The following is a 19,179-nucleotide window of genomic DNA, read 5'->3' on the forward strand; positions in this document are numbered from 1 at the left end:
CGCCGATGCATGATCAGCCGGTGCGACTGGCGATCGTGAGTCGCCAGGAGGTGGTCGCCCGTGGCCTGACGGCCATGCTCGCGGACTATCCCGATCGTGTCATCGTCACGGCTCTGCCGAGCGTGCGGACCGCCGCGGCCGGGGTCGAGGTGGTGCTCTACGACACCTACGGGTTGCACGAGACCGACGGTGCCGACCTGGACCACCTGATCCACCACACCAACGCCGAAGTGGTCGTCTTCAGTCGCGACATGCGCCCGGACCTGCGCGCGCGGGCCCTCGCCAAGGGCGCACGGGCCTGGGTGTCGATGTCGATCCGCGCCAAGGAGCTCGTCGAGGCCATCGAGCTGGCAGCGGCCGGTGAGCCGTTGCCGGCCCAGGAGGAGCGGCTGGGGACAGCGGCGGGACTCTCTCCGCGAGAGGTCGAGACCATCGCGCTGATCGCCCAGGGTCTCTCCAACCAGGAGGTCGCCGAGCGGTTGCACCTGAGCACCAACACGCTCAAGAGCCACATCCGCCAGGCCTATCGCAAGATCGGTGCGACCTCGCGCGCCCAAGCGGTGGCGTGGGCGCTGCAGCACGGGTTCGCCCCGCCCGACCGCTGACCCGCGCGACGGGAGAACGAGCACCGCGAATGCCGATGGGGGCGCGGTGGTACCGGAGGTCGACGTCCGAGCGCTGGTGGGTTCCGGAAGGGAGCCTCAATCTCACCCCTAGGGGTGTACTCGGGGCTAGTCCCTCACCCCAGCGGGCGAAATTGTCGGTCCACCTGTTACGCCCGGAGAGGCCGCGGGGACGGTGGGAACATGACCACGAACGCCACGCTTCTGCAGGATCTGCCGCGCGAGACTCGGCGGCGTGAGACCACGCGACTCCTCACCGAGGCGGCCGCGACCACCGGGGCTGAGCGCGCGGCCATCCTCGACGAGGTGATCATCATCAACACCTCGGTCGCCCGCGCCATCGCCTCCCGCTACGCCAATCGAGGCATCGCCCTGGAGGACCTCGAGCAGGTCGCCTACGTCGCCCTCGTCCGTGCGGCCCACAAGTTCGACGGCCGTCTCGCCGAGGACTTCCTCGTCTACGCGGTGCCGACCATCCGTGGCGAGGTCAAGCGCTACTTCCGTGACCACGGCTGGACCGTACGGCCCCCGCGTCGCGTCCAGGAGCTGCAGGCCGACGTGATGCGGATGAGCGAGGAGACCACCGACGCCGCCGAGCTGGCCCGGACGCTGGGCGTGAGTGAGGCGGAGGTGCAGGAGGCTCAGATGCTCAAGGGCTGCTTCTCGCCGCTCTCCCTCGACGCCCCGGTCAACACCGAGTCCGACGCCGCCTCGCTCGGCGAGCTGCTGGCGGGCGAGGACCCGGAGCGTTCGGCCTCCGAGGCTCGCCTCATGTTGGCGCCGGCGCTGCACGCGCTCACCGACCGCGAGCGGCTCATCGTCCGTCTCCGCTTCGTCGAGGACCTCACCCAGGAGGAGATCGGCGAGCGGATCGGTGTCACCCAGATGCAGGTCTCGCGCCTGCTCAAGAAGGTGATGGCGAAGCTGCGCGAGCAGATGGGCGTCGACCAGGAGCTCGCGGCCTCCGCCTGAGCCACCGCCTGATCGACCGCCTCATCTCGCGCTGATCTCCGGCTCCGAAGAAACCCGGGCGAACCGCCCGGGTTTCTTCATGCTTGGGTTTAAGCGGATAAAGTCACTAGACTTAGGCCTGTGACTGTCGCAGCCGAGCTCCGTCCCGCGTCCGCCGCCGTCGCCGACCGGGTGGTGATCATCGGCGGTGGAGCCAGCGGGACCCTCACCGCGCTCAACCTCCTGCGCACCGACGCGCGTGTCCACGTCACCGTCTTCGAGCCCACCGGTCGCCTCGGCTCCGGGGTCGCCTACGGCACCACCGACCCGCGCCACCTGCTCAACGTCCGCGCGGGCAACATGAGCGCCTTCCCGCAGGAGCCGGGCGACCTGCTGGCCTGGGCCGAGCAGACCGGGCGCGAGCTGAGCGCGACGGACTTCCTGCCCCGCAAGGAGTACGGCGAGTACCTGCGCGACCGGCTCGCCGAGGCCGCCGGTCACCGGCTCCGGGTGATCGCCGAGCGGGTCGAGGACATCAGCGTCGTGCCGGACGGCTACGAGGTGCGGGGGCACGACGGCACCGCCGTGGTGGCGCCGTCGGTCGTGCTGGCCCACGGCAACGAGGCGCCGCGCCGGCTCGCCGTCGACGGTCAGCCGCTGCCGCGAGCATCCTGGCACGTCGACAACCCCTGGCAGCTCTCCTGGATCGAGGCGCTGGCTCCCGACGCGACCGTCGTGGTCGTCGGCACCGGTCTGACCGCCATCGACACCGCCATCAGCGTGCTGGACGGCGCGCCGGGGCGCAGCGTGGTGATGGTGAGCCGGCACGGCCTGCTGCCGCAGGCGCACATCGACTGTCAGTGCGTGGCCTGGGTCAGCCCGCTGCCCGCCGGCCCGCTGACCGCCGACCAGCTGGCCGAGCTCTACCGGGAGCAGGTCGCCGCGGCCGCCGAGCACGGCGTCAACTGGCACCACGTGGTGGATGGCTTCCGTGGTCCCACCCAGTCGATCTGGGCGCGGCTTCCGCTGGCGGAGCGGGAGCGCTTCCTGGCCGTCTACGCCCGTGCCTGGGAGGTCCGCCGGCACCGGATGGCGCCGCAGATCGCGGCCCGACTCGACGCGTTCCAGGCCGAGGGCCGGCTGCGCGTCAGCGGCGGTGGGATCGACGGCATCGTCGACGAGGCGCCGCACCCCCTGGTGCGGATCGGCGAGACCGCTGTGCGCGCCCACGCTGTCGTCAACTGCACCGGCCCGCAGACGGACGTCACCCGCAGCGGCAACCCGCTGCTCGACGCACTGCTGCAGCAGGGCCTGGCGGCACCCGACGAGCTGCGGCTCGGCCTGTCCTGCACGCCGTACGGCGAGCTGCTCGACCCCATGGGTCAGGTGGTCCCGGGCCTGCTGACCGTTGGGCCGCCGCGCAAGGGCACGCTGTACGAGACCACCGCGATCCCCGAGATCCGGGTGCAGGCGGCCGAGGTCGCCGCCCACCTGCGCGGGCCGCGCAGCCTCAAGACGGCCTGAGGCGTCAGGCGGTCACGCTGCGGGGCGGCGCCACGATGCCCAGCGCGTCAGCGGTCCGGGTCATCGTGGCGAGCGCCTGGGAGGGGTCGGCGGCCAGCGACGTACCGAAGCTCGGGATCATCGCGGCCAGGGTGGGCTGCCAGCCCTGCCAGCGGTCCGCGAAGCAGCGCTCCAGCACCTCCAGCATGATCGGCGTCGCCGTCGAGGCGCCCGGGGAAGCGCCCAGCAGACCGGCGATGCCGTCGGGTGAGGTGATCACCTCGGTGCCGAACTGGAGCGTGCCGTCGGGCCGGATGACCTGCACGCGCTGACCCGCTGTGATCTTCTCCCAGTCGCCCTGCTTGGCGTCGGGGTAGAAGTCCAGCAGGTCCTTGAACTTCTTGCCGGCGCTGGCCAGCACCTGCTGGATCAGGTACATCGTGAGCGGGACGTTGTGGATGGCCGTCTTGAGCATCGGCACCAGGTTGTGCGGCCGGATGGAGCGGAACAGGTCGAGCCAGGAGCCCTTCTTGAGGAACTTCGGGCTCCAGCCCGCGTAGGGGCCGAACATCAGGTAGGAGCGGCCGCCGACGACGCGGGTGTCGAGGTGGGGCACCGACATCGGCGGGGCGCCCACGGCGGCCTTGCCGTAGACCTTCGCCATGTGCCGCTCCACCAGCTCCGGCTTGTCCGTGCGCAGGAACTCCCCGGAGACGGGGAAGCCGCCGAAGCCCTGGATCTCGCGGATGCGCGACTTCTGCAACAGGGGCAGTGCGCGGCCGCCGGCGCCCACGAAGACGAAGTCGGCGGTGTAGTGGAAGCGGCCCTGCCGGTTGCGGCCCTGGACGTGCCAGGTGCCGTCGTTGGTCCGGTGCACGTCACTGACGTCGGCGCCGTACTCGACGACGGCGCCCTTGGCCACGAGGTTGTCGGTGAGCGCCTGGGTCAGGGCGCCGTAGTCGACGTCCGTGCCGGCCGGGTGGTACGTCGCAGCGATCGGCTCGGTGCCGGTGCGGCCCTCGAGCAGCAGCGGCGCCCACTGCCCGATCTGCGCCGGGTCGTCGCTGTACTGGAGGCCGGTGAACAGCGGGTGGTCCTTGAGCGCCTCGTAGCGGGCCCGGAGGTAGGCGACGTTGGCCTCGCCCCAGACGAAGCTCATGTGCGGGGTGGTGCGGATGAAGGCCGACGCATCCGGGATGCGCCCGTTCTCGACCAGGAAGGCCCACAGCTGGCGCGAGACCTGGAACTGCTCGTTGACCTGGACCGCCTTGGCGATCTCGACCGTGCCGTCGGCCTTCTGCGGCGTGTAGTTGAGCTCGCACAGCGCGGAGTGACCGGTGCCGGCGTTGTTCCACGGACCGGAGGACTCCTCGGCCAGACCGTCGAGGCGTTCGAGCACGCGGATCCGCCAGGTCGGCTCCAGCTCCTGCAGCAGTACGCCGAGGGTCGCCGACATGATGCCGCCACCGATCAGGACGATGTCACGGGTCTCCGCTTGGATGTCCACCTCTTCATTATGTGGCTGCCGGCCCTCAAGGCCATTTGCGGGACCCGTTGTGAACGATCCAGAAGCGGTGCTGTGACCAGCATCACCGATGGTGTACTGATGGGACATGGCCAGCACGCCCACAGACCGGTTGCGCGAGGCGCGTGACGAGCTCGTCCGCCTGCGCACGTCCTACGACGAGGCGGTCGCCTCCTTCAGCTGGCCCGACGTGGGGCCGACGTTCAACTTCGGGCACGACTGGTTCGACCCGTTCGCGCGGGGGAACGATCGGCCCGGCCTGGTGATCGTGGAGGAGGACGGCTCCCGGGCGGCGTACTCCTTCGACGAGCTCGCCCGTCGCTCGGACCAGGTCGCGGCCCACCTGCGCGGCTCCGGCGTGGAGCCGGGGATGAGCGTCGTGCTCATGTTGGGCAACCAGGTCGAGCTGTGGGAGTCCATGCTCGCGATCATCAAGCTCGGAGCAGTGGTGATGCCGACCAGCACTGCCGTCGGTCCCGCCGAGCTGGTCGACCGGATCGAGCGCGGGCGGGCGGACGCCGTCATCTGCAACGCCGCCGACACCGCGAAGTTCGACCAGGTCCCGGGCCACTACCTCAGGGTCTGCGTCGGCGTACCCGAGGCCACGCCGCCGGGCTGGCAGGACTACAGCGTGGCCTACCGCCTGCCCGACGTGCCCGTGGAGCACCCGCTCAACGGCTCGACCGACCGGATGCTGCTCTACTTCACCAGCGGCACCACGTCCCGACCCAAGCTGGTCGAGCACACCCACCTCTCCTACCCGGTGGGTCACCTCTCCACGATGTACTGGCTCGGGCTGCAACCGGGCGACGTCCACCTCAACATCTCCTCGCCCGGCTGGGCGAAGCACGCCTGGTCGAACTTCTTCGCGCCGTGGCTGGCCGAGGCGACCGTCTTCGTCTACAACTACGCCCGGCTCGACGCGGTGAGGCTGCTGGAGGTGATGGCGGCCGAGCAGGTCACCACCTTCTGCGCACCGCCGACGGTGTGGCGGATGCTGATCAACGCCGACCTCTCGGGCGGCCGTCCGCCGGCGCTGCGCGAGGCGATCGGTGCCGGTGAGCCGCTGAACCCGGAGGTGATCAGCCAGGTCGAGCGGCACTGGGGGCTGACGATCCGCGACGGGTTCGGCCAGACCGAGTGCACCGCCTCGGTGGGCAACACCCCGGGCCAGCGGGTGCTGCCGGGATCGATGGGCAGGCCGCTGCCGGGAGTGCCGGTGGTGCTGGTCGACCCGCTGACCGACCGGGTCGTCGAGGGTCCCGGCGAAGGAGAGATCTGCCTGGCCCTGGACGGCCCCGGAGGTCGTCCCCTGACGCTGATGACCGGATACCAGGGCGACCCGGAGCGCGACGAGCTGGCGATGGCCGGCGGCAACTACCACACCGGCGACGTGGCCAGCAGGGACGAGCACGGCTACATCACCTACATCGGGCGCACCGACGACGTCTTCAAGGCCTCCGACTACAAGGTCAGCCCGTTCGAGCTGGAGTCGGTGCTGATCGAGCACCCGGCGGTCGCCGAGGCGGCCGTCGTGCCCGCCCCGGACCCGGTCCGGCTCGCCGTCCCCAAGGCGTACGTCGCCCTGGTGCCCGGTCACGTCGCCGGACCCGAGGTGGCACGCGACATCCTGACCTTCGCCCGGGAGAAGCTGCCGCCGTACCTGCGGGTGCGCCGGCTGGAGTTCTTCGAGCTGCCGAAGACGATCAGCGGCAAGATCCGCCGGGTGGAGCTGCGCCAGCGCGAGCAGGAGGTGGCCGACGGCCGCCCCGAGGGGGAGTACCGCGACGACGACTTCGGCCTGCGGGGCTGAGGACGGTGAGCGCCGCGGAGTCCTACGCGCGCGGTGAGGCGACGCCGGCCCTGCTGGAGCGGACGATCGGTGCCGACCTGGAGGCCACCGTGGCCCGCAACCCCGACGGCGAGGCGCTGGTCGAGGTGGCGACCGGCCGGCGCTGGACCTGGCGCCAGCTCGACGATGCCGTCGACGAGGTCGCCCGCGGCCTGATCGCGCTCGGGCTGGCCAAGGGCGACCGGGTCGGCATCTGGGCACCCAACTGCGCGGAGTGGACCATCGTGCAGTACGCCACCGCCAAGGCCGGGGTCGTGCTGGTCAACGTCAACCCGGCCTACCGCACCCACGAGCTGGCCTACGTGGTCAACCAGAGCGGGATGCGGATGTTGCTCGCCGCCACCTCGTTCAAGACCTCCGACTACCGCGGCATGGTCGAGGAGCTGGTCTCGGGCGGGAGCGAGGTGCCGATGCTCGAGCGGACGCTCTATCTCGACGGCCCCGACTGGGACGCGCTGGTCGACGCCGGCCGTGCCCTCGCTCCGGACGCGCTCGCCGAGCGGGCGGCCACGCTGCGGCCCGAGGACGCGATCAACCTCCAGTACACCTCCGGCACGACCGGCTTCCCCAAGGGCGCCACGCTCTCGCACCGCAACATCCTCAACAACGGCTTCATGACCACCGAGACGATCCGGCTCACCGCCGCTGACCGGCTCTGCATCCCGGTGCCCTTCTACCACTGCTTCGGGATGGTGATGGCCAATCTCGGCTGCACCAGCCACGGCGCCACCATGGTCATCCCCGCCCCCTCCTTCGACCCGGCCGCGACGCTGCAGGCCGTGCAGGACGAGCGCTGCACCGTGCTCTACGGCGTGCCGACGATGTTCATCGCGATGCAGGCGCTGCTGCACGCCGAGGGCGCCGGTCCGGCGTACGACGTCAGCAGCCTGCGCAGCGGGATCATGGCCGGCTCGATCTGCCCGGTCGAGGTGATGAAGCGCTGCGTCAACGACATGCACATGAGCGAGGTGTCGATCGCCTACGGCATGACCGAGACCTCGCCGGTCTCGTGCCAGACCAGGGTCGAGGACGACCTGGAGCGGCGTACGGCGACGATCGGGCGGGTGCATCCGCACGTCGAGGTGAAGGTGATCGACCCGGTCACCGGACGCACGGTCGAGCGCGGCGAGCCCGGGGAGCTGTGCACCCGCGGCTATTCGGTGATGCTGGGCTACTGGGACCAGCAGGAGCTGACGGCCGAGGCGATCGACGCCGAAGGCTGGATGCACACCGGCGACCTGGCGGTGATGCGCGAGGACGGCTACTGCAACATCGTCGGCCGGATCAAGGACATGGTGATCCGCGGGGGCGAGAACATCTACCCGCGCGAGATCGAGGAGTTCCTCTACACCCACCCCGACATCGAGGACGTGCAGGTCGTCGGCGTCCCGGACGAGAGGTACGGCGAGGAGCTCTGCGCCTGGATCAGGCTGCGAGCCGGTGCTCCCCTGATCGACGCCGAGGCGGTGCGGGCGTTCGCGACCGGCCGGCTGGCGGCGTACAAGATCCCGCGCTACGTCCTGATCGTCGAGGAGTTCCCGATGACGGTGACCGGGAAGGTCCGCAAGGTGGAGATGCGCGAGCGTTCGGCCGAGCTCCTCGGCCTCGCCTGACCGGCGTCAGTCGGCGATGGTCTCGCGGATCGGCGCGGCGGGAGCACCAGCCGCCGAGCCGGTGCGGTCGCGCGAGCCGTAGAGGTAGAAGTAGGCGCCGGCGACGAACACGCCTGCCCCCACGGCGTTGCCGAGGAACGCGAAGATCAGGTTGAGCACCGTGTCACCCAGGCTCAGGTTCCCGGCGCCGACCATCATCGCGGCCGGAAGGAAGAACATGTTCGCCACGACGTGGTCGAACCCGAGCGCCACGAAGGCGGTGATCGGCGGGACGATCGCCAGGATCTTGCCGCCCACGGTGACCGCCGCGAGGGCGCACCACACGGCCAGGCAGACCAGCCAGTTGCAGCCGACCGCACGGACGAACTGCTCCCAGTGGGTCTCGGTGATGCCCTTGCCGCCGGCGATCACACCCAGCCGCGTCCAGTTGGCCGTGCCCTTGGCGAACAGGCCGGTCTGGTCGGCGAGGAACCAGGCCACGAACAGGGAGCCGGCGAGGTTGCCGATGGCCACCCACAGCCAGTTGAGCGCCAGCCGCGCAGCCGTCACCCGCCCGGCGAGGACCGCCATCGGCACCAGCATCATGTTGCCGGTGAGCAGGTCGGCGCCACCGATGATGACCAGGATCAGCCCGAGGCTGAAGGTCACCCCGGTCACCAGCGTGATCAGACCGCCCCAGGTCTTCGGGTCCAGGCCGGCCGACACGTCGGTGGCGAGCAGGGCCCCGAAGGCGATGTAGGCGCCGGCCAGGAAGCCGGCGACGAGCGCCTTGGGCGGGGTGGCGCTGGCCTTGGTCTCGCCGGAGACGACGGCCAGGTCGGCCATCTGCTGCGGAGTGTTGAACGACATCGTGGACTCCGATCTGGACCCGGGTACGCCGTGGTCGCGGCGTACCCTGCGCGGTTCCCCGCAGCGGCTGTCGCTAACCCACGGGCCGCCTAGGCTGCTGCCATGCCGCAGCAGACGCACGAGCACCGGGCCTGGATCGACGAGGCCGTACGCCGGGTCGAGGCGGATGCCCAGCGCTCTGCCGACACCCACCTGCACCACGTCCCGCTGCCGGGCGGCCCGGCGCTGACCGGCGGCGTCGACCTCTACCTGAAGGACGAGTCGGTGCACCCGACCGGCTCGCTCAAGCACCGGCTGGCCCGCTCCCTGTTCCTCTACGCCCTCTGCAACGGCTGGCTCCACGCCGGCTCGACGGTCGTGGAGGCGTCCTCGGGTTCGACGGCGGTCTCCGAGGCCTACTTCGCCCGGCTGATCGGGCTGCCCTTCGTGGCGGTGATGACCGCCTCGACCTCGCCGGAGAAGATCGAGCTGATCGAGTGGCACGGCGGTCGCTGCCACTTCGTCGAGGAGCCGGGCCAGGTCTACGACGCCGCCCGCTCGCTCGCCGCGGAGATCGGCGGGCACTACATGGACCAGTTCACCTTCGCCGAGCGCGCCACCGACTGGCGCGGCAACAACAACATCGCGGAGTCGATCTTCGAGCAGATGGCGCGCGAGCCGCACCCGGTGCCGGCGTGGATCGTGGTCAGCGCCGGCACGGGCGGCACCTCGGCGACCATCGGGCGCTACCTGCGCTACAAGCGGCTCCCCACCCGGCTGCTGGTGGCCGACCCGGAGGGCTCGGCGTTCTACAGGGGCTGGCTCGAGGACTCCTGCTCGCCGACGGCGCCGGGGTCACGGATCGAGGGCATCGGCCGGCCGCGGGTGGAGCCGTCGTTCGTCGGCGGCGTGGTCGACCAGATGGTGCAGGTGCCCGACGCCGCATCGATCGCCGCGATGCGCTGGGTCTCCGAGCGGCTCGGCCGCCGCGTCGGTCCCTCCACCGGCACCAACGTCTGGGCGTCGCTGGGCCTCGTCAGCGACCTGCACCGCCGCACCGAGCCGGGCAGTGTCGTGACGTTGCTGTGCGACAGCGGCGAGCGGTACCTGTCCAGCTACTACGACGACGAGTGGATCGCCGGCCGCGGGATCGACCTGGCGCCGTACCTGGCGGCGCTGGAGCGCTACCAGAGCACCGGCGTCCTGACGCCTGTCTAGACCGCTGGAGAAGATGGTGCACGGAGGCGCGCGAAATCGCGTCATGACCCGGGCGCTGGCTCGTTCCTTCCCTGACGAGAGGTCGTCCACCGGTGGGGGGTGGACGACCTCTCCGTCCTTCTCAGAGCGGCGATCGGCGGTCGCGCACCTCGATCACGGTGCCGTCCACCTCATCGTCGGTGTGGATGACGGCGCTCAGCCCCGCGGCCCGGGCCAGGGCGGCCGTCAGCGGCGCCTGGTCTCGGCTCGTCTCCACGAGCAGCGTTCCGTCCTCCGCGAGGTGGGCGGCGGCTCCGGTGATCACCCGGCGCTGCACCGCCAGCCCGTCCGGGCCACCGTCGAGAGCGACCCGGTGCTCGTGCTCGCGCGCCTCCGGCGGCATGAGCGCGATCGCCTCGGTCGGCACGTACGGCGCGTTGGCGCAGATCACCCGTGCCCGCAGCCCGGCGGGCAGGGGGTCGTAGAGATCCCCGAGGAGCACCCGCTCGGGGGGCAGGTTGAGCCGGGCACAGGCCACAGCGGCCGGGTCGACGTCGATCCCCCACACCTCCGCTCCGGGTGCGCGCACCGCCACGGCGGCGCCGATCCCGCCGCTGCCGCAGCCGAGGTCGACCACGACGTCCCCCGGTCGGAGGCGATCCGCCGCCAGCCTCACCATCAGCGTCGTGCGCAGCCGCGGCACGAACACCCCGGGCAGGAGGCGCACGCGGATCCCGGCGAAGGCTGCCCAACCGACGATCTGCTCCAGCGGCTCCCCGGCGATCCGGCGTACGACCATCGCCTCGAGCTCCTCGGGGGTGCCGGCAGCCTCCTCCAGTGCGGCGGCCTCGTCCTCGGCGAAGACGCAGCCGGCCGCCCGCAGTCGGGCCAGGAGGGCCGAGGGGACGCCGGGTTCGGGGAACGGAGGAGTCATCGGGAAGGATGCTCCCATGCACGGCACGCTCGCACCGGTCGCCTGGATCGTCGTCGGGTACGCCGTCGTCGTGGCACTCGCCGCCGGGTTGGGACTGGTGCTGCGCGCGCCGCGACCGCGCTGGCTGGACCAGATGGCCTGGATCCTGGAGGTGCTGTGCGTCGTCCTCGGGCTGGGTGCGCTGGGCTCGCTGCTGCAGGGGAACCGCCCGGAGTCGCTGTCGACCCACGTCGGCTACCTCGCGGCGCTGGTCTGCATCATGCCGGTGGCGATGGGGTCGATGCGCGAGGAGCGGGAGTCATGGTCCTCGGGCGTGGTGGTGGTGGCGGCCCTGGCGACGGCAGTGGTCGCCGTACGGTTGATGATGACCCGGTGAGCAGCACGATGACGACCACCGGCCCGACGTTGCGACCCAAGCGCGGTCCGCACCTGGTCCTGATGGCGCTCTACGCCCTGTTCATCCTCGCCTCGGGCAGCCGGGCGGTCGTGCAGATCGCCACCCAGTTCGAGGTGGCGCCGCTCGCCTACCTGCTCTCGGCGGTCGCCGCGGTGACCTACGTGGTGGGCTGGTTCGCGATCCGGCGGGCGGCCCACGGCAGGCCGCGGCTCGCCGAGGTGATGCTGTGGGTCGAGCTCGCCGGGGTGATCGTGATCGGGACGCTGTCGCTGGTGAAGAAGGACTGGTTCCCGGACTCCTCGGTGTGGTCGGACTACGGTGGCGGCTACGGCTGGGTGCCGGCCGCCCTCCCGATCGTCGCCCTGCTGTGGTTGCATCGCACCCACGAGCAGGCATCGCCTGACCAGGATCGGGGGACCACCGCGTGAGCGTGTCGACGTCGAAGGCGATCTCGCCGGACTCCGGCGAGCACTGGACCGAGCCGGGCGCTTTCCGGGTCGCCGAGGGCATCCACCGGATCCCGCTTCCGCTCCCGATGGACGGGCTGCGGGCGGTCAACGTGTACGCCGTCGAGACGCCGTCGGGCCTGACGCTGGTGGACGGCGGCTGGGCGATCCCGGAGGCTCGCGAGGCTCTGGAGAAGGGCCTGGCCGTGCTGGGCGCCGGGGTCGGTGACATCACCGAGTTCCTGGTCACGCACGCCCACCGCGACCACTACTCGCTGGCGGCGGCACTCGGCACCGAGGTCCGCGCGCGGGTCGTGCTCGGCTCGGGGGAGCGGGGAGCACTGGCGGCCGTGCGCAGAGGTGGCAACGGGGCCATCGCGCAGCGCCTGCGCACCTCCGGGGCTCTCCCCCTCGTCGAGCGCTGGAGCCGCATCGAGCAGCCGACCCACGACCCCGCCCACTGGCGCGATCCCGAGGTCTGGCTCGAGGGCGATACCACCGTCGCTGTCGGCGAACGGTCCTTCGCCGCCATTCCCACCCCGGGCCACACCCAGGGCCACTACGTGTACGCCGACCACGAGGCGGGGCTGCTCTTCGCCGGCGACCACGTGCTGCCCACGATCACGCCCTCGATCGGCTTCGAGCCGGTCAACGGTGGCACTCCGCTGCGCGACTTCATGGCCTCGCTGACCCGGATGCGCGCGCTGCCCGACCTGCGGCTGCTGCCGGCGCACGGGCCGGTGGCACCGTCGGTGCACGCCCGTGTCGACGAGCTGCTCGAGCACCACGAGCATCGGCTCGCGCTGTCGTTGGCGGTGATCCGGGCGAATCCGTCGACCGCCTACCAGGTAGCCGCCGAGCTGCCCTGGACGCGTCACGAGCACCGGTTCGACACGCTCGACCTGTTCAACGGCTCGCTGGCAGTGATGGAGACGCTGGCGCACCTCGACGTCCTGGTGGCACGAGGGGTGGCGACCCGGGTCCCCGCACCGGACGGCGACCTGTTCAGCGCCGGGTGAGCCGCATCGGGGTGTGCGCGATGCCGTCCTCGACGAACTCCGGCCCGTCCGGGGTGAAGCCGAAGGTGGCGTACCAGCCCGCGAGTGGCGACTGGGCGTCGAGCACCACGTCGCGGTCCGCTGCGCCCTCCAGCGCGCCCCGCATCAGGCGATCGGCCAGGCCCTGGCCGCGATACGCCGCGTCGAGCACCACCCGACCGATCCGCCACCGGGCGCCGTCGTCCAGCACGCGGGCGTAGCCGGCGAGGGCGCCCTCATCGGTGAGCAGCAGCACGTGGGTGGTGCCCGGCTCGGCGTCGCGACCGTCGAGGTCGGGGTAGAGGCAGGCCTGCTCCAGCACGAACACCTGCTGGCGCAGCCGCCAGGCGGCGTACGCGTGGCGGGGCTCGAGCTCGAGGAACGGTACGGCGAGGACGTGCACGCCGCTCAGCGTGTCACATCCGGGTGCGTCGGCCGCGCCTGGGAGATCGCTAAGGATTCACTCAGTAAGTCCTGCCTGGCTATCCACCCGCCGGTCGCTCGGCCACTATGTGTCCATGACTGCGCGCGAGGCGTCCCCCGGCGAGGTGCCGGGCGGCCGGCTGGAGCAGCAGCGCGTCCGCAATCGCATCATCGACTACCTCGAGCTGGTGGCCTCCTTCGAGCAGCAGCTGGCGTTCGAGCAGGACGTTCCGATCGCCTACGTGCCGTACGAGGTGATCAACCTGTGGGAGGAGCGGGTCGGCGCCGATCTGTTCGTCCGCCTGGCCGCGCTGCCGGTGCTCGACGAGGCGGAGGGCGAGGCGCTCCAGATCTTCGAACCGGTCTGGGAGCGGGCCGCCGAGCAGTTGCCGCACGACTTCCCGCTGCTGAGCGAGGTCCAGGAGCTGGGACTGTGGAAGCAGCTGCGGGTGGCCGGCGAGGAGGCGCTCGCGGTGTTCCAGCGGCGGGGGCGGATGCCCGAGGATCGCGAAGTGCCCTGGTGATCGCTCGACTCGGGCCTCCGTCCGCATCGACTCGGGCCTCCGTCCGCGCCTGAAGGCGCTGCGCGCGTGAGTGCCACCTGAGGATCGACCTGCGGACCGGCATCGGACGCCTCGAGCAGGTGCCCTAGGCTGAAAGGCACACAGACAGGGGAGCCCGTCAAGGGCTGAGAGTGCGACAGCAGCGTCGCAGACCCTCCGAACCTGCACCGGTTAGCACCGGCGAAGGGAGTCAACATATGCGCACGCATGCGCTCGCGACGGTGGGTATCGCCGTCCTTCTGGCCACGACCGCCTGCTCGGTCTCGTCCAAGGACGACACCGGTCCCGCCGGAACTCCGTCCCACCAGGGGGTGACCACCGGCGCCTCGGCCGCACCCCGGATCCGCGACGTCGTCCTGGTCACCCACGACTCGTGGAACCTGCCCAAGAAGCTGGTCGCCCAGTGGGAGCAGCAGACCGGCTACCACCTGGTCGTCCGTGCCAGCGGTGATGCCGGCAAGCTCACCAACAAGCTCGTCCTCACCCAGGGCAATCCCGACGGGGACGTCTCCTTCGGCGTCGACAACACCTTCGCGACCCGGGCCCTGAAGGCGGGCGTGTTCGCGCCGTACACCCCCGCCGACCTGCCTGCCGGGGTCAGCGGCTACGACGTCGCCGGGGACGGCGGGGCCCACCTGACACCGGTCGATCACTCAGGGGTGTGCGTGAACGTCGACACCACTTGGTTCGCCGCCCACCACCTCCCGGCGCCGCAGTCCCTCGACGACCTGGTGAAGCCGGCGTACAAGAACCTCTTCGTCACCCCCGGGGCGACCACGTCCTCGCCGGGGATGGCGTTCCTGCTGGCGACGATCGCGCAGTACGGCGCCTCGACGGGCTCGGGCGACGGGTGGGAGGGCTACTGGTCCAAGCTGATGGCCAACGGCGCGGAGATCACCGACGGCTGGGACCAGGCCTACGAGGTGGAGTTCACCCAGGGAGGTGGCAACGGCAAGCGGCCGATCGTGCTCTCCTACGACTCCGACCCGGCCTTCACCGTCAAGAACGGGCAGACCTCCACCAAGGCGCTGCTCGACACCTGCTTCAGCGAGATCGAGTACGCCGGGGTCCTCACCGGAGCCACGAACGTCCCCGGCGCCGAGGCCTTCGTGAACTGGCTGCTCTCGCCACAGGTGCAGGCCAAGCTGCCCGACTCGATGTACGTCTTCCCGGTCGTCACCGGCACGCCCCTGCCACCCGCGTGGGCGAAGTTCGCCGTGCCGTCCTCCCAGCCGCTGACCGTCAGCCCGGCGCAGATCGACGCCCATCGTGAGGAGTGGCTCCAGCAGTGGAGCGACGTGACGTCCCGGTGAAGCGGCCCGAGCGGCCCGAGCGGCCCGGTGGACCTGCGGCAGCGGGCCGCTACGTGACCCTGCTGGCGCTGGCGGCCGTGCCGGTCGCGGTGCTGGCGGTGTTCTTCGTGCTGCCGGTGATCGGCATGGTCGGCCGCGGCTTCAGGCCCGCAGGGCACTGGGACGCCGGCGGTGTGCTGGACGTGCTGCGGCGGCCCCGGGTGCACCGGGTGCTCTGGTTCACGGTGTGGAGCTCCACGGTCGCGACCGCCGTCACGCTCCTGCTGGGGCTGCCGGCGGCGTACGTGCTGCATCGGCTCGCGGTGCCGCTGCGCCGGGTGGTGCGGGCCGCCTTGCTGGTGCCGTTCGTGCTGCCGACGGTCGTGGTGGGGGTCGCGTTCCGCGAGCTGCTCACCGGGCCGCTGAGCTGGCTGCCGATCGACGGTACGCCGATCGCCATCATCGCCGGACTGGTCTTCTTCAACGTCGCCGTCGTGATCAGGGCCGTCGGCGCGGCCTGGGAGGGCCTGGATCCGCGTCCGGCCGAGGCTGCGGCCGCGCTGGGCGCAGCCCCGTGGACGGTGTTCCGTACCGTCACGCTGCCCGCGCTGCGGCCGGCGATCGTGGGTGCCGCCTCGGTCGTCTTCCTCTTCTGCGCGACCTCCTTCGGCGTGGTGCTCACCCTCGGCGGCCTGCGCTACGCCAGCGTCGAGACCGAGATCTACCTGCTCACCACGAACCTGCTCGACCTGCAGGGTGCCGCGGCGCTGTCCCTGCTCCAGCTCGCCGTCGTCGTGGCGCTGCTGGGGATCGGCGCCCGGGTGCGCCGGCTACCGGGCAGCGCCCAGCGTGCCCCCAGCCGGCCGCGCCGCCCCCGGCTCGCCGACCTGCCGCAGCTGGCGGTGACGGCGCTGCTCCTCGTCTTCGTCGCGGCACCGCTCGCGGCGCTGCTCGTCGGCAGCCTGCGGGTCTCCACGCCCGACGGCAAGCGGTGGAGTATGGCCAACTACCGCGCGCTGAGCTCGACCGGCTCGCACCAGGCGCTGCTCGAGCCGGTGACCTCCGCGCTGAACCTGTCCTTGCGCATCGCCGTGGACGCCACCCTGCTCGCGCTGGTGCTCGGGCTGCTGGTCGCGCTCTCGGTCACCCGGCGAGGTCACGGCCGGGCGGAGCGACGGCTGCGCGGCACGCTGGACGCGTTCTTCATGCTGCCGTTGGGCGTCTCCGCGGTGACGCTCGGCTTCGGCTTCCTGGTCACCCTCGACCGGCCGCCGGTGGATCTGCGCGACTCACCCTGGTTGGTGCCGATCGCGCAGGCGCTGGTGGCGCTGCCGCTGGTGGTGCGCACGCTCGTCCCGGCGCTGGGCGGGATCGACGACCGGCAGCGCCAGGCCGCGGCATCGCTCGGGGCGGGGCCGCTGCGCCGGATGCTCGTGGTCGACGTACCGGTGTTGTGGCGGCCGCTGCTCGCCTCGGCCGGCTTCGCGTTCGCCGTCTCGCTCGGGGAGTTCGGCGCCACCAGCTTCCTGGCCCGCGACGAGAGCGCGACCGTCCCGGTGGTCATCTACCGCCTCATCGGCCACCCCGGCGCGATGAACTACGGGATGGCCCTCGCCGCCTCGTGCGTCCTGGCGGGAACCACCGCCGTGGTGATGCTGGTCGTCGAGCGGCTCCGGGTGCCCAGCCTGGGGGTGCTGTGATGCTGTCGCTGCGCTGTGTCACCGTCGCCTACGAGGGCGTCGAGGCGGTCCGCGACGTCTCCCTCGACCTGCCCGACGGTCAGGTGCTGGCCGTGCTGGGACCGTCCGGGTCGGGCAAGTCGACACTGTTGCGCGCGATCGCGGGCCTGGAGCCCGCCACGGGCACCATCGCCTGGGACGGGCGGTCCCTGGCGGGGGTGCCGACGCACAAGCGCGGCTTCGCGCTGATGTTCCAGGACGGTCAGCTCTTCGCGCACCTCCCCGTGGCCGCCAACGTCGGCTACCCGCTGCGGCTGCGCCGGGTGCCGCGCACGCAGCGAGCACGGCGCGTCGCCGAGCTGCTCGCCCTGGTCGGGCTGGAGGGCTATGACCGCAGGCTCCCGGGCACGCTCTCGGGGGGCGAGCGCCAGCGGGTGGCCCTCGCCCGCGCGCTCGCCGTCGAGCCGCGGCTGCTGTTGCTCGACGAGCCGCTGTCCGCTCTGGATGCCGGCCTGCGCGAACGACTCGCGACCGACCTGCGCGAGATCCTGGTCGCCGCCGGCACGACGGCACTCCTGGTCACCCACGACCAGGAGGAGGCGTACGCCGTCGCCGATCGCCTCGCCGTCGTCCGCGAGGGCGACCTGGTCCAGGAGGGCCCCGTCGACGAGGTCTGGCGCCAGCCGGCGGACGCCGAGACGGCGCTCTTCCTCGGGTATGCCCGGGTGCTCACCGGCGCGCCGGCCGCGACGGTGTGCGCGGCCGCGGGTGTGCGGGCGGACGGGCCCGTCGCCGTACGGCGCAGTGCGCTGGTGCTCGCCGACGACGGGCCGCTCTCCGGCGTGGTGGTCTCCGCCCGTGCCACTCCCGATCAGCTCCGGCTGGTGGTCGAGGTCGACGGTGTGGGCACGATCGACGCCGTCGCGACATCGGGTGCGCACCCAGGGCCTGGCGAGCGGGTGCGGCTCCGTGCCGAACAGGCCCGTCTCAGCATTCTTTCGTAAACTGCCCCGCATGTACCGCCGCGCCCAGTTCCTCCTCATCGGGACAGCACTCCTGGTCGGCATCGGAGCGATCGTGCTGGCGGCGACCAGCGGCCATCACCTGGTGGACCCCGACGGCAGCTTCCTCGGCCCGTCCTGGGCACGCCTCCCGATCCTCCTCGGCGCGGCCATCGGCGTGGACCTGATCCCGCGCACGGTATGGGTCTCGCGGGGCAAGCCGAAGCTGATGCCGGCGATCTTCCGGGAGCGGCTGCGGACGCACTGGACCCGCGACCGGCTCACGCTGGTCGGGCTCGGCGTGGTCTGCTTCTACATCGTCTACGTCGGCTACCGGAACATGAAGTCGGCGCTTCCGTTCGTCATCCACACCAAGTACGACCACGACCTCGAGCTGATCGACACCGCCATCCTGTTCGGCCACCATCCGGGCGCGGTGATGCAGAACGTCTTCGGCGACGGGGCGCTGGCCTACCTGTTCTCCTACGTCTACCTGTGGTTCCTGCCGCTGGTGCCGATCGCGGTGACCATCTGGATCGTGTGGTCGAGAAACCTCGCCTACGGCTACTGGTTCGTCGGCTCACAGTGCATCGCCTGGACGCTGGGCACGATCTCCTACTACGCACTGCCCACGCTGGGACCGGGGATCGCCTACCCGTACATCTACCACGGCGAGCCGGACACGCCAGCCGGCCAGCTGATGGATGCCCTCGTCCATGGCCGGCAGAACATCAGATGGAGCGAGGGGGTGGTGAACGCGGTCCAGTCCGTGGCCGGCTTCGCCTCGCTGCACTGCGCGATCACGATGCTCACGGCGCTGATGGTCCAGCACACCGTCAACAACCGCTTCCTGCGGATCTTCTTCTGGTGCAACTTCTGCGTCACCGCGCTGGCCACGCTCTACTTCGGCTGGCACAGCCTCTCCGACGACGTCGCCGGCGTGATGATCGCGCTGGTCTCCTTCTACGTCGGTGGGCTGGCCGCGGGGCACAGGTTCGAGCGCAAGGGCACACGCGATCTTGAGGCCGAAGGTGCGCAGATCCATGCGAAGGAAGCGCTCGCGCGCGGTTGATTCGGGCGTCCGTCCGGGTTGAGTCGGGTCTGCGTCCGGGTTGAGTCGGGTCTGCGTCCGGGTTGAGTCGGGTCTGCGTTCGGGTTGAGTCGGGGGTCTGACCGGGTTGCTGGGTCGGGGTGGGTGCCGTGCGGCGCCCGCCGCCCACCGCCGAGGCAGACCTACCGCCGCGCGGCGCTCCTTCGTCGCGGCGCGTCGTCCGGTAGCGCCTCGGCGGCGCACGTCGGTCACCGCCCGGCTCTC

At 71.4% G+C, this 19,179-nt stretch carries 17 protein-coding genes, 1 pseudogene and 1 riboswitch; of the genes and pseudogenes, 14 read left to right on the forward strand and 4 right to left on the reverse strand.

Features of this window, described 5'->3' with window-relative positions; translation table 11 throughout:
• The first annotated feature begins 5 nt into the window (after positions 1-5).
• The 3 genes from P5P86_RS03250 (at position 6) to P5P86_RS03260 (ending at position 3,098) form a co-directional block, all read left to right on the forward strand.
• Positions 6-605, forward strand: a complete 600-nt coding sequence (locus P5P86_RS03250) for a helix-turn-helix transcriptional regulator (protein WP_280609846.1) — start codon at positions 6-8, stop codon at positions 603-605.
• A 201-nt stretch (positions 606-806) separates the two neighbouring features.
• A complete protein-coding gene (locus P5P86_RS03255) occupies positions 807-1,595 on the forward strand; it encodes a sigma-70 family RNA polymerase sigma factor (RefSeq protein WP_280609847.1) in 789 nt (262 codons plus the stop codon).
• A 120-nt stretch (positions 1,596-1,715) separates the two neighbouring features.
• Positions 1,716-3,098: an FAD/NAD(P)-binding protein gene (locus P5P86_RS03260; RefSeq protein ID WP_280609848.1), complete on the forward strand. Its 1,383-nt coding sequence runs from the start codon at positions 1,716-1,718 to the stop codon at positions 3,096-3,098.
• Positions 3,099-3,102: 4 nt separating this feature from the next.
• On the opposite strand, the gene mqo is transcribed toward P5P86_RS03260, so the two are convergent.
• Positions 3,103-4,584 (reverse strand): malate dehydrogenase (quinone), encoded by a 1,482-nt coding sequence (mqo, locus tag P5P86_RS03265; protein WP_280609849.1) that lies wholly within the window; start codon positions 4,582-4,584, stop codon positions 3,103-3,105.
• A 106-nt stretch (positions 4,585-4,690) separates the two neighbouring features.
• Between mqo and P5P86_RS03270 the strand changes: the two genes are divergently transcribed.
• Both P5P86_RS03270 and P5P86_RS03275 read left to right on the forward strand, forming a co-directional pair.
• Entirely contained in the window at positions 4,691-6,415 is a 1,725-nt protein-coding gene (locus tag P5P86_RS03270) for an AMP-binding protein (RefSeq protein WP_280609850.1), read from the forward strand.
• 5 nt (positions 6,416-6,420) lie between these two features.
• Complete coding sequence (locus tag P5P86_RS03275) at positions 6,421-8,067, forward strand: AMP-binding protein (RefSeq protein WP_280609851.1); 1,647 nt, start codon at positions 6,421-6,423, stop codon at positions 8,065-8,067.
• A gap of 6 nt (positions 8,068-8,073) precedes the next feature.
• Here the strand turns inward: P5P86_RS03275 and P5P86_RS03280 are convergent, their stop codons facing one another.
• Positions 8,074-8,916: a formate/nitrite transporter family protein gene (locus P5P86_RS03280; RefSeq protein ID WP_280609852.1), complete on the reverse strand. Its 843-nt coding sequence runs from the start codon at positions 8,914-8,916 to the stop codon at positions 8,074-8,076.
• 102 nt (positions 8,917-9,018) lie between these two features.
• Here P5P86_RS03280 and cds1 point away from each other — a divergent pair, with 102 nt between their 5' ends.
• Positions 9,019-10,113: an L-cysteine desulfhydrase Cds1 gene (gene cds1, locus P5P86_RS03285; protein ID WP_280609853.1), complete on the forward strand. Its 1,095-nt coding sequence runs from the start codon at positions 9,019-9,021 to the stop codon at positions 10,111-10,113.
• Positions 10,114-10,234: 121 nt separating this feature from the next.
• On the opposite strand, the gene P5P86_RS03290 is transcribed toward cds1, so the two are convergent.
• Entirely contained in the window at positions 10,235-11,026 is a 792-nt protein-coding gene (locus P5P86_RS03290; RefSeq protein ID WP_280609854.1) for a putative protein N(5)-glutamine methyltransferase, read from the reverse strand.
• A gap of 16 nt (positions 11,027-11,042) precedes the next feature.
• On the opposite strand from P5P86_RS03290, the gene P5P86_RS03295 reads away from it, so the two are divergent.
• Genes P5P86_RS03295 through P5P86_RS03305 form a run of 3 tightly spaced genes read left to right on the forward strand, consistent with a single transcriptional unit; the run spans position 11,043 to position 12,888 of the window.
• Positions 11,043-11,402, forward strand: a complete 360-nt coding sequence (locus P5P86_RS03295; RefSeq protein ID WP_280609855.1) for a hypothetical protein — start codon at positions 11,043-11,045, stop codon at positions 11,400-11,402.
• Positions 11,399-11,851, forward strand: a complete 453-nt coding sequence (locus P5P86_RS03300; protein ID WP_280609856.1) for a hypothetical protein — start codon at positions 11,399-11,401, stop codon at positions 11,849-11,851. The genes P5P86_RS03295 and P5P86_RS03300 overlap by 4 nt, the downstream gene beginning before the upstream one ends.
• Positions 11,848-12,888, forward strand: a complete 1,041-nt coding sequence (locus P5P86_RS03305; RefSeq protein ID WP_280609857.1) for an MBL fold metallo-hydrolase — start codon at positions 11,848-11,850, stop codon at positions 12,886-12,888. The genes P5P86_RS03300 and P5P86_RS03305 overlap by 4 nt, the downstream gene beginning before the upstream one ends.
• Here the strand turns inward: P5P86_RS03305 and P5P86_RS03310 are convergent.
• Positions 12,875-13,309, reverse strand: coding sequence for a GNAT family N-acetyltransferase (locus P5P86_RS03310; RefSeq protein ID WP_280609858.1), 435 nt, complete (start codon positions 13,307-13,309; stop codon positions 12,875-12,877). The genes P5P86_RS03305 and P5P86_RS03310 overlap by 14 nt on opposite strands.
• Positions 13,310-13,424: 115 nt before the next feature.
• Between P5P86_RS03310 and P5P86_RS03315 the strand changes: the two genes are divergently transcribed.
• The 5 genes and pseudogenes from P5P86_RS03315 to P5P86_RS03335 all read left to right on the forward strand — a co-directional run bounded on the left by P5P86_RS03315 (position 13,425) and on the right by P5P86_RS03335 (position 18,936).
• Entirely contained in the window at positions 13,425-13,853 is a 429-nt protein-coding gene (locus P5P86_RS03315; RefSeq protein ID WP_280609859.1) for a hypothetical protein, read from the forward strand.
• Positions 13,854-13,989: 136 nt separating this feature from the next.
• Positions 13,990-14,098: riboswitch (TPP riboswitch) on the forward strand.
• Positions 14,090-15,205, forward strand: coding sequence for a thiamine ABC transporter substrate-binding protein (locus P5P86_RS03320; protein ID WP_280609860.1), 1,116 nt, complete (start codon positions 14,090-14,092; stop codon positions 15,203-15,205). Its footprint overlaps the riboswitch before it by 9 nt.
• Positions 15,181-16,884: an ABC transporter permease gene (locus P5P86_RS03325; protein ID WP_280609861.1), complete on the forward strand. Its 1,704-nt coding sequence runs from the start codon at positions 15,181-15,183 to the stop codon at positions 16,882-16,884. Before P5P86_RS03320 ends, P5P86_RS03325 begins: the two co-directional genes overlap by 25 nt.
• Positions 16,884-17,369: pseudogene (locus P5P86_RS20075) on the forward strand (ABC transporter ATP-binding protein); the annotation flags it as partial. The gene P5P86_RS03325 and the pseudogene P5P86_RS20075, both read left to right, overlap by 1 nt.
• A 508-nt stretch (positions 17,370-17,877) precedes the next feature.
• Positions 17,878-18,936 (forward strand): phosphatase PAP2 family protein, encoded by a 1,059-nt coding sequence (locus P5P86_RS03335; RefSeq protein ID WP_280609863.1) that lies wholly within the window; start codon positions 17,878-17,880, stop codon positions 18,934-18,936.
• Positions 18,937-19,179 lie beyond the last annotated feature (243 nt).

The sequence above is a fragment of the Nocardioides sp. BP30 genome (genome assembly GCF_029873215.1).
Classification (GTDB): domain Bacteria; phylum Actinomycetota; class Actinomycetes; order Propionibacteriales; family Nocardioidaceae; genus Nocardioides.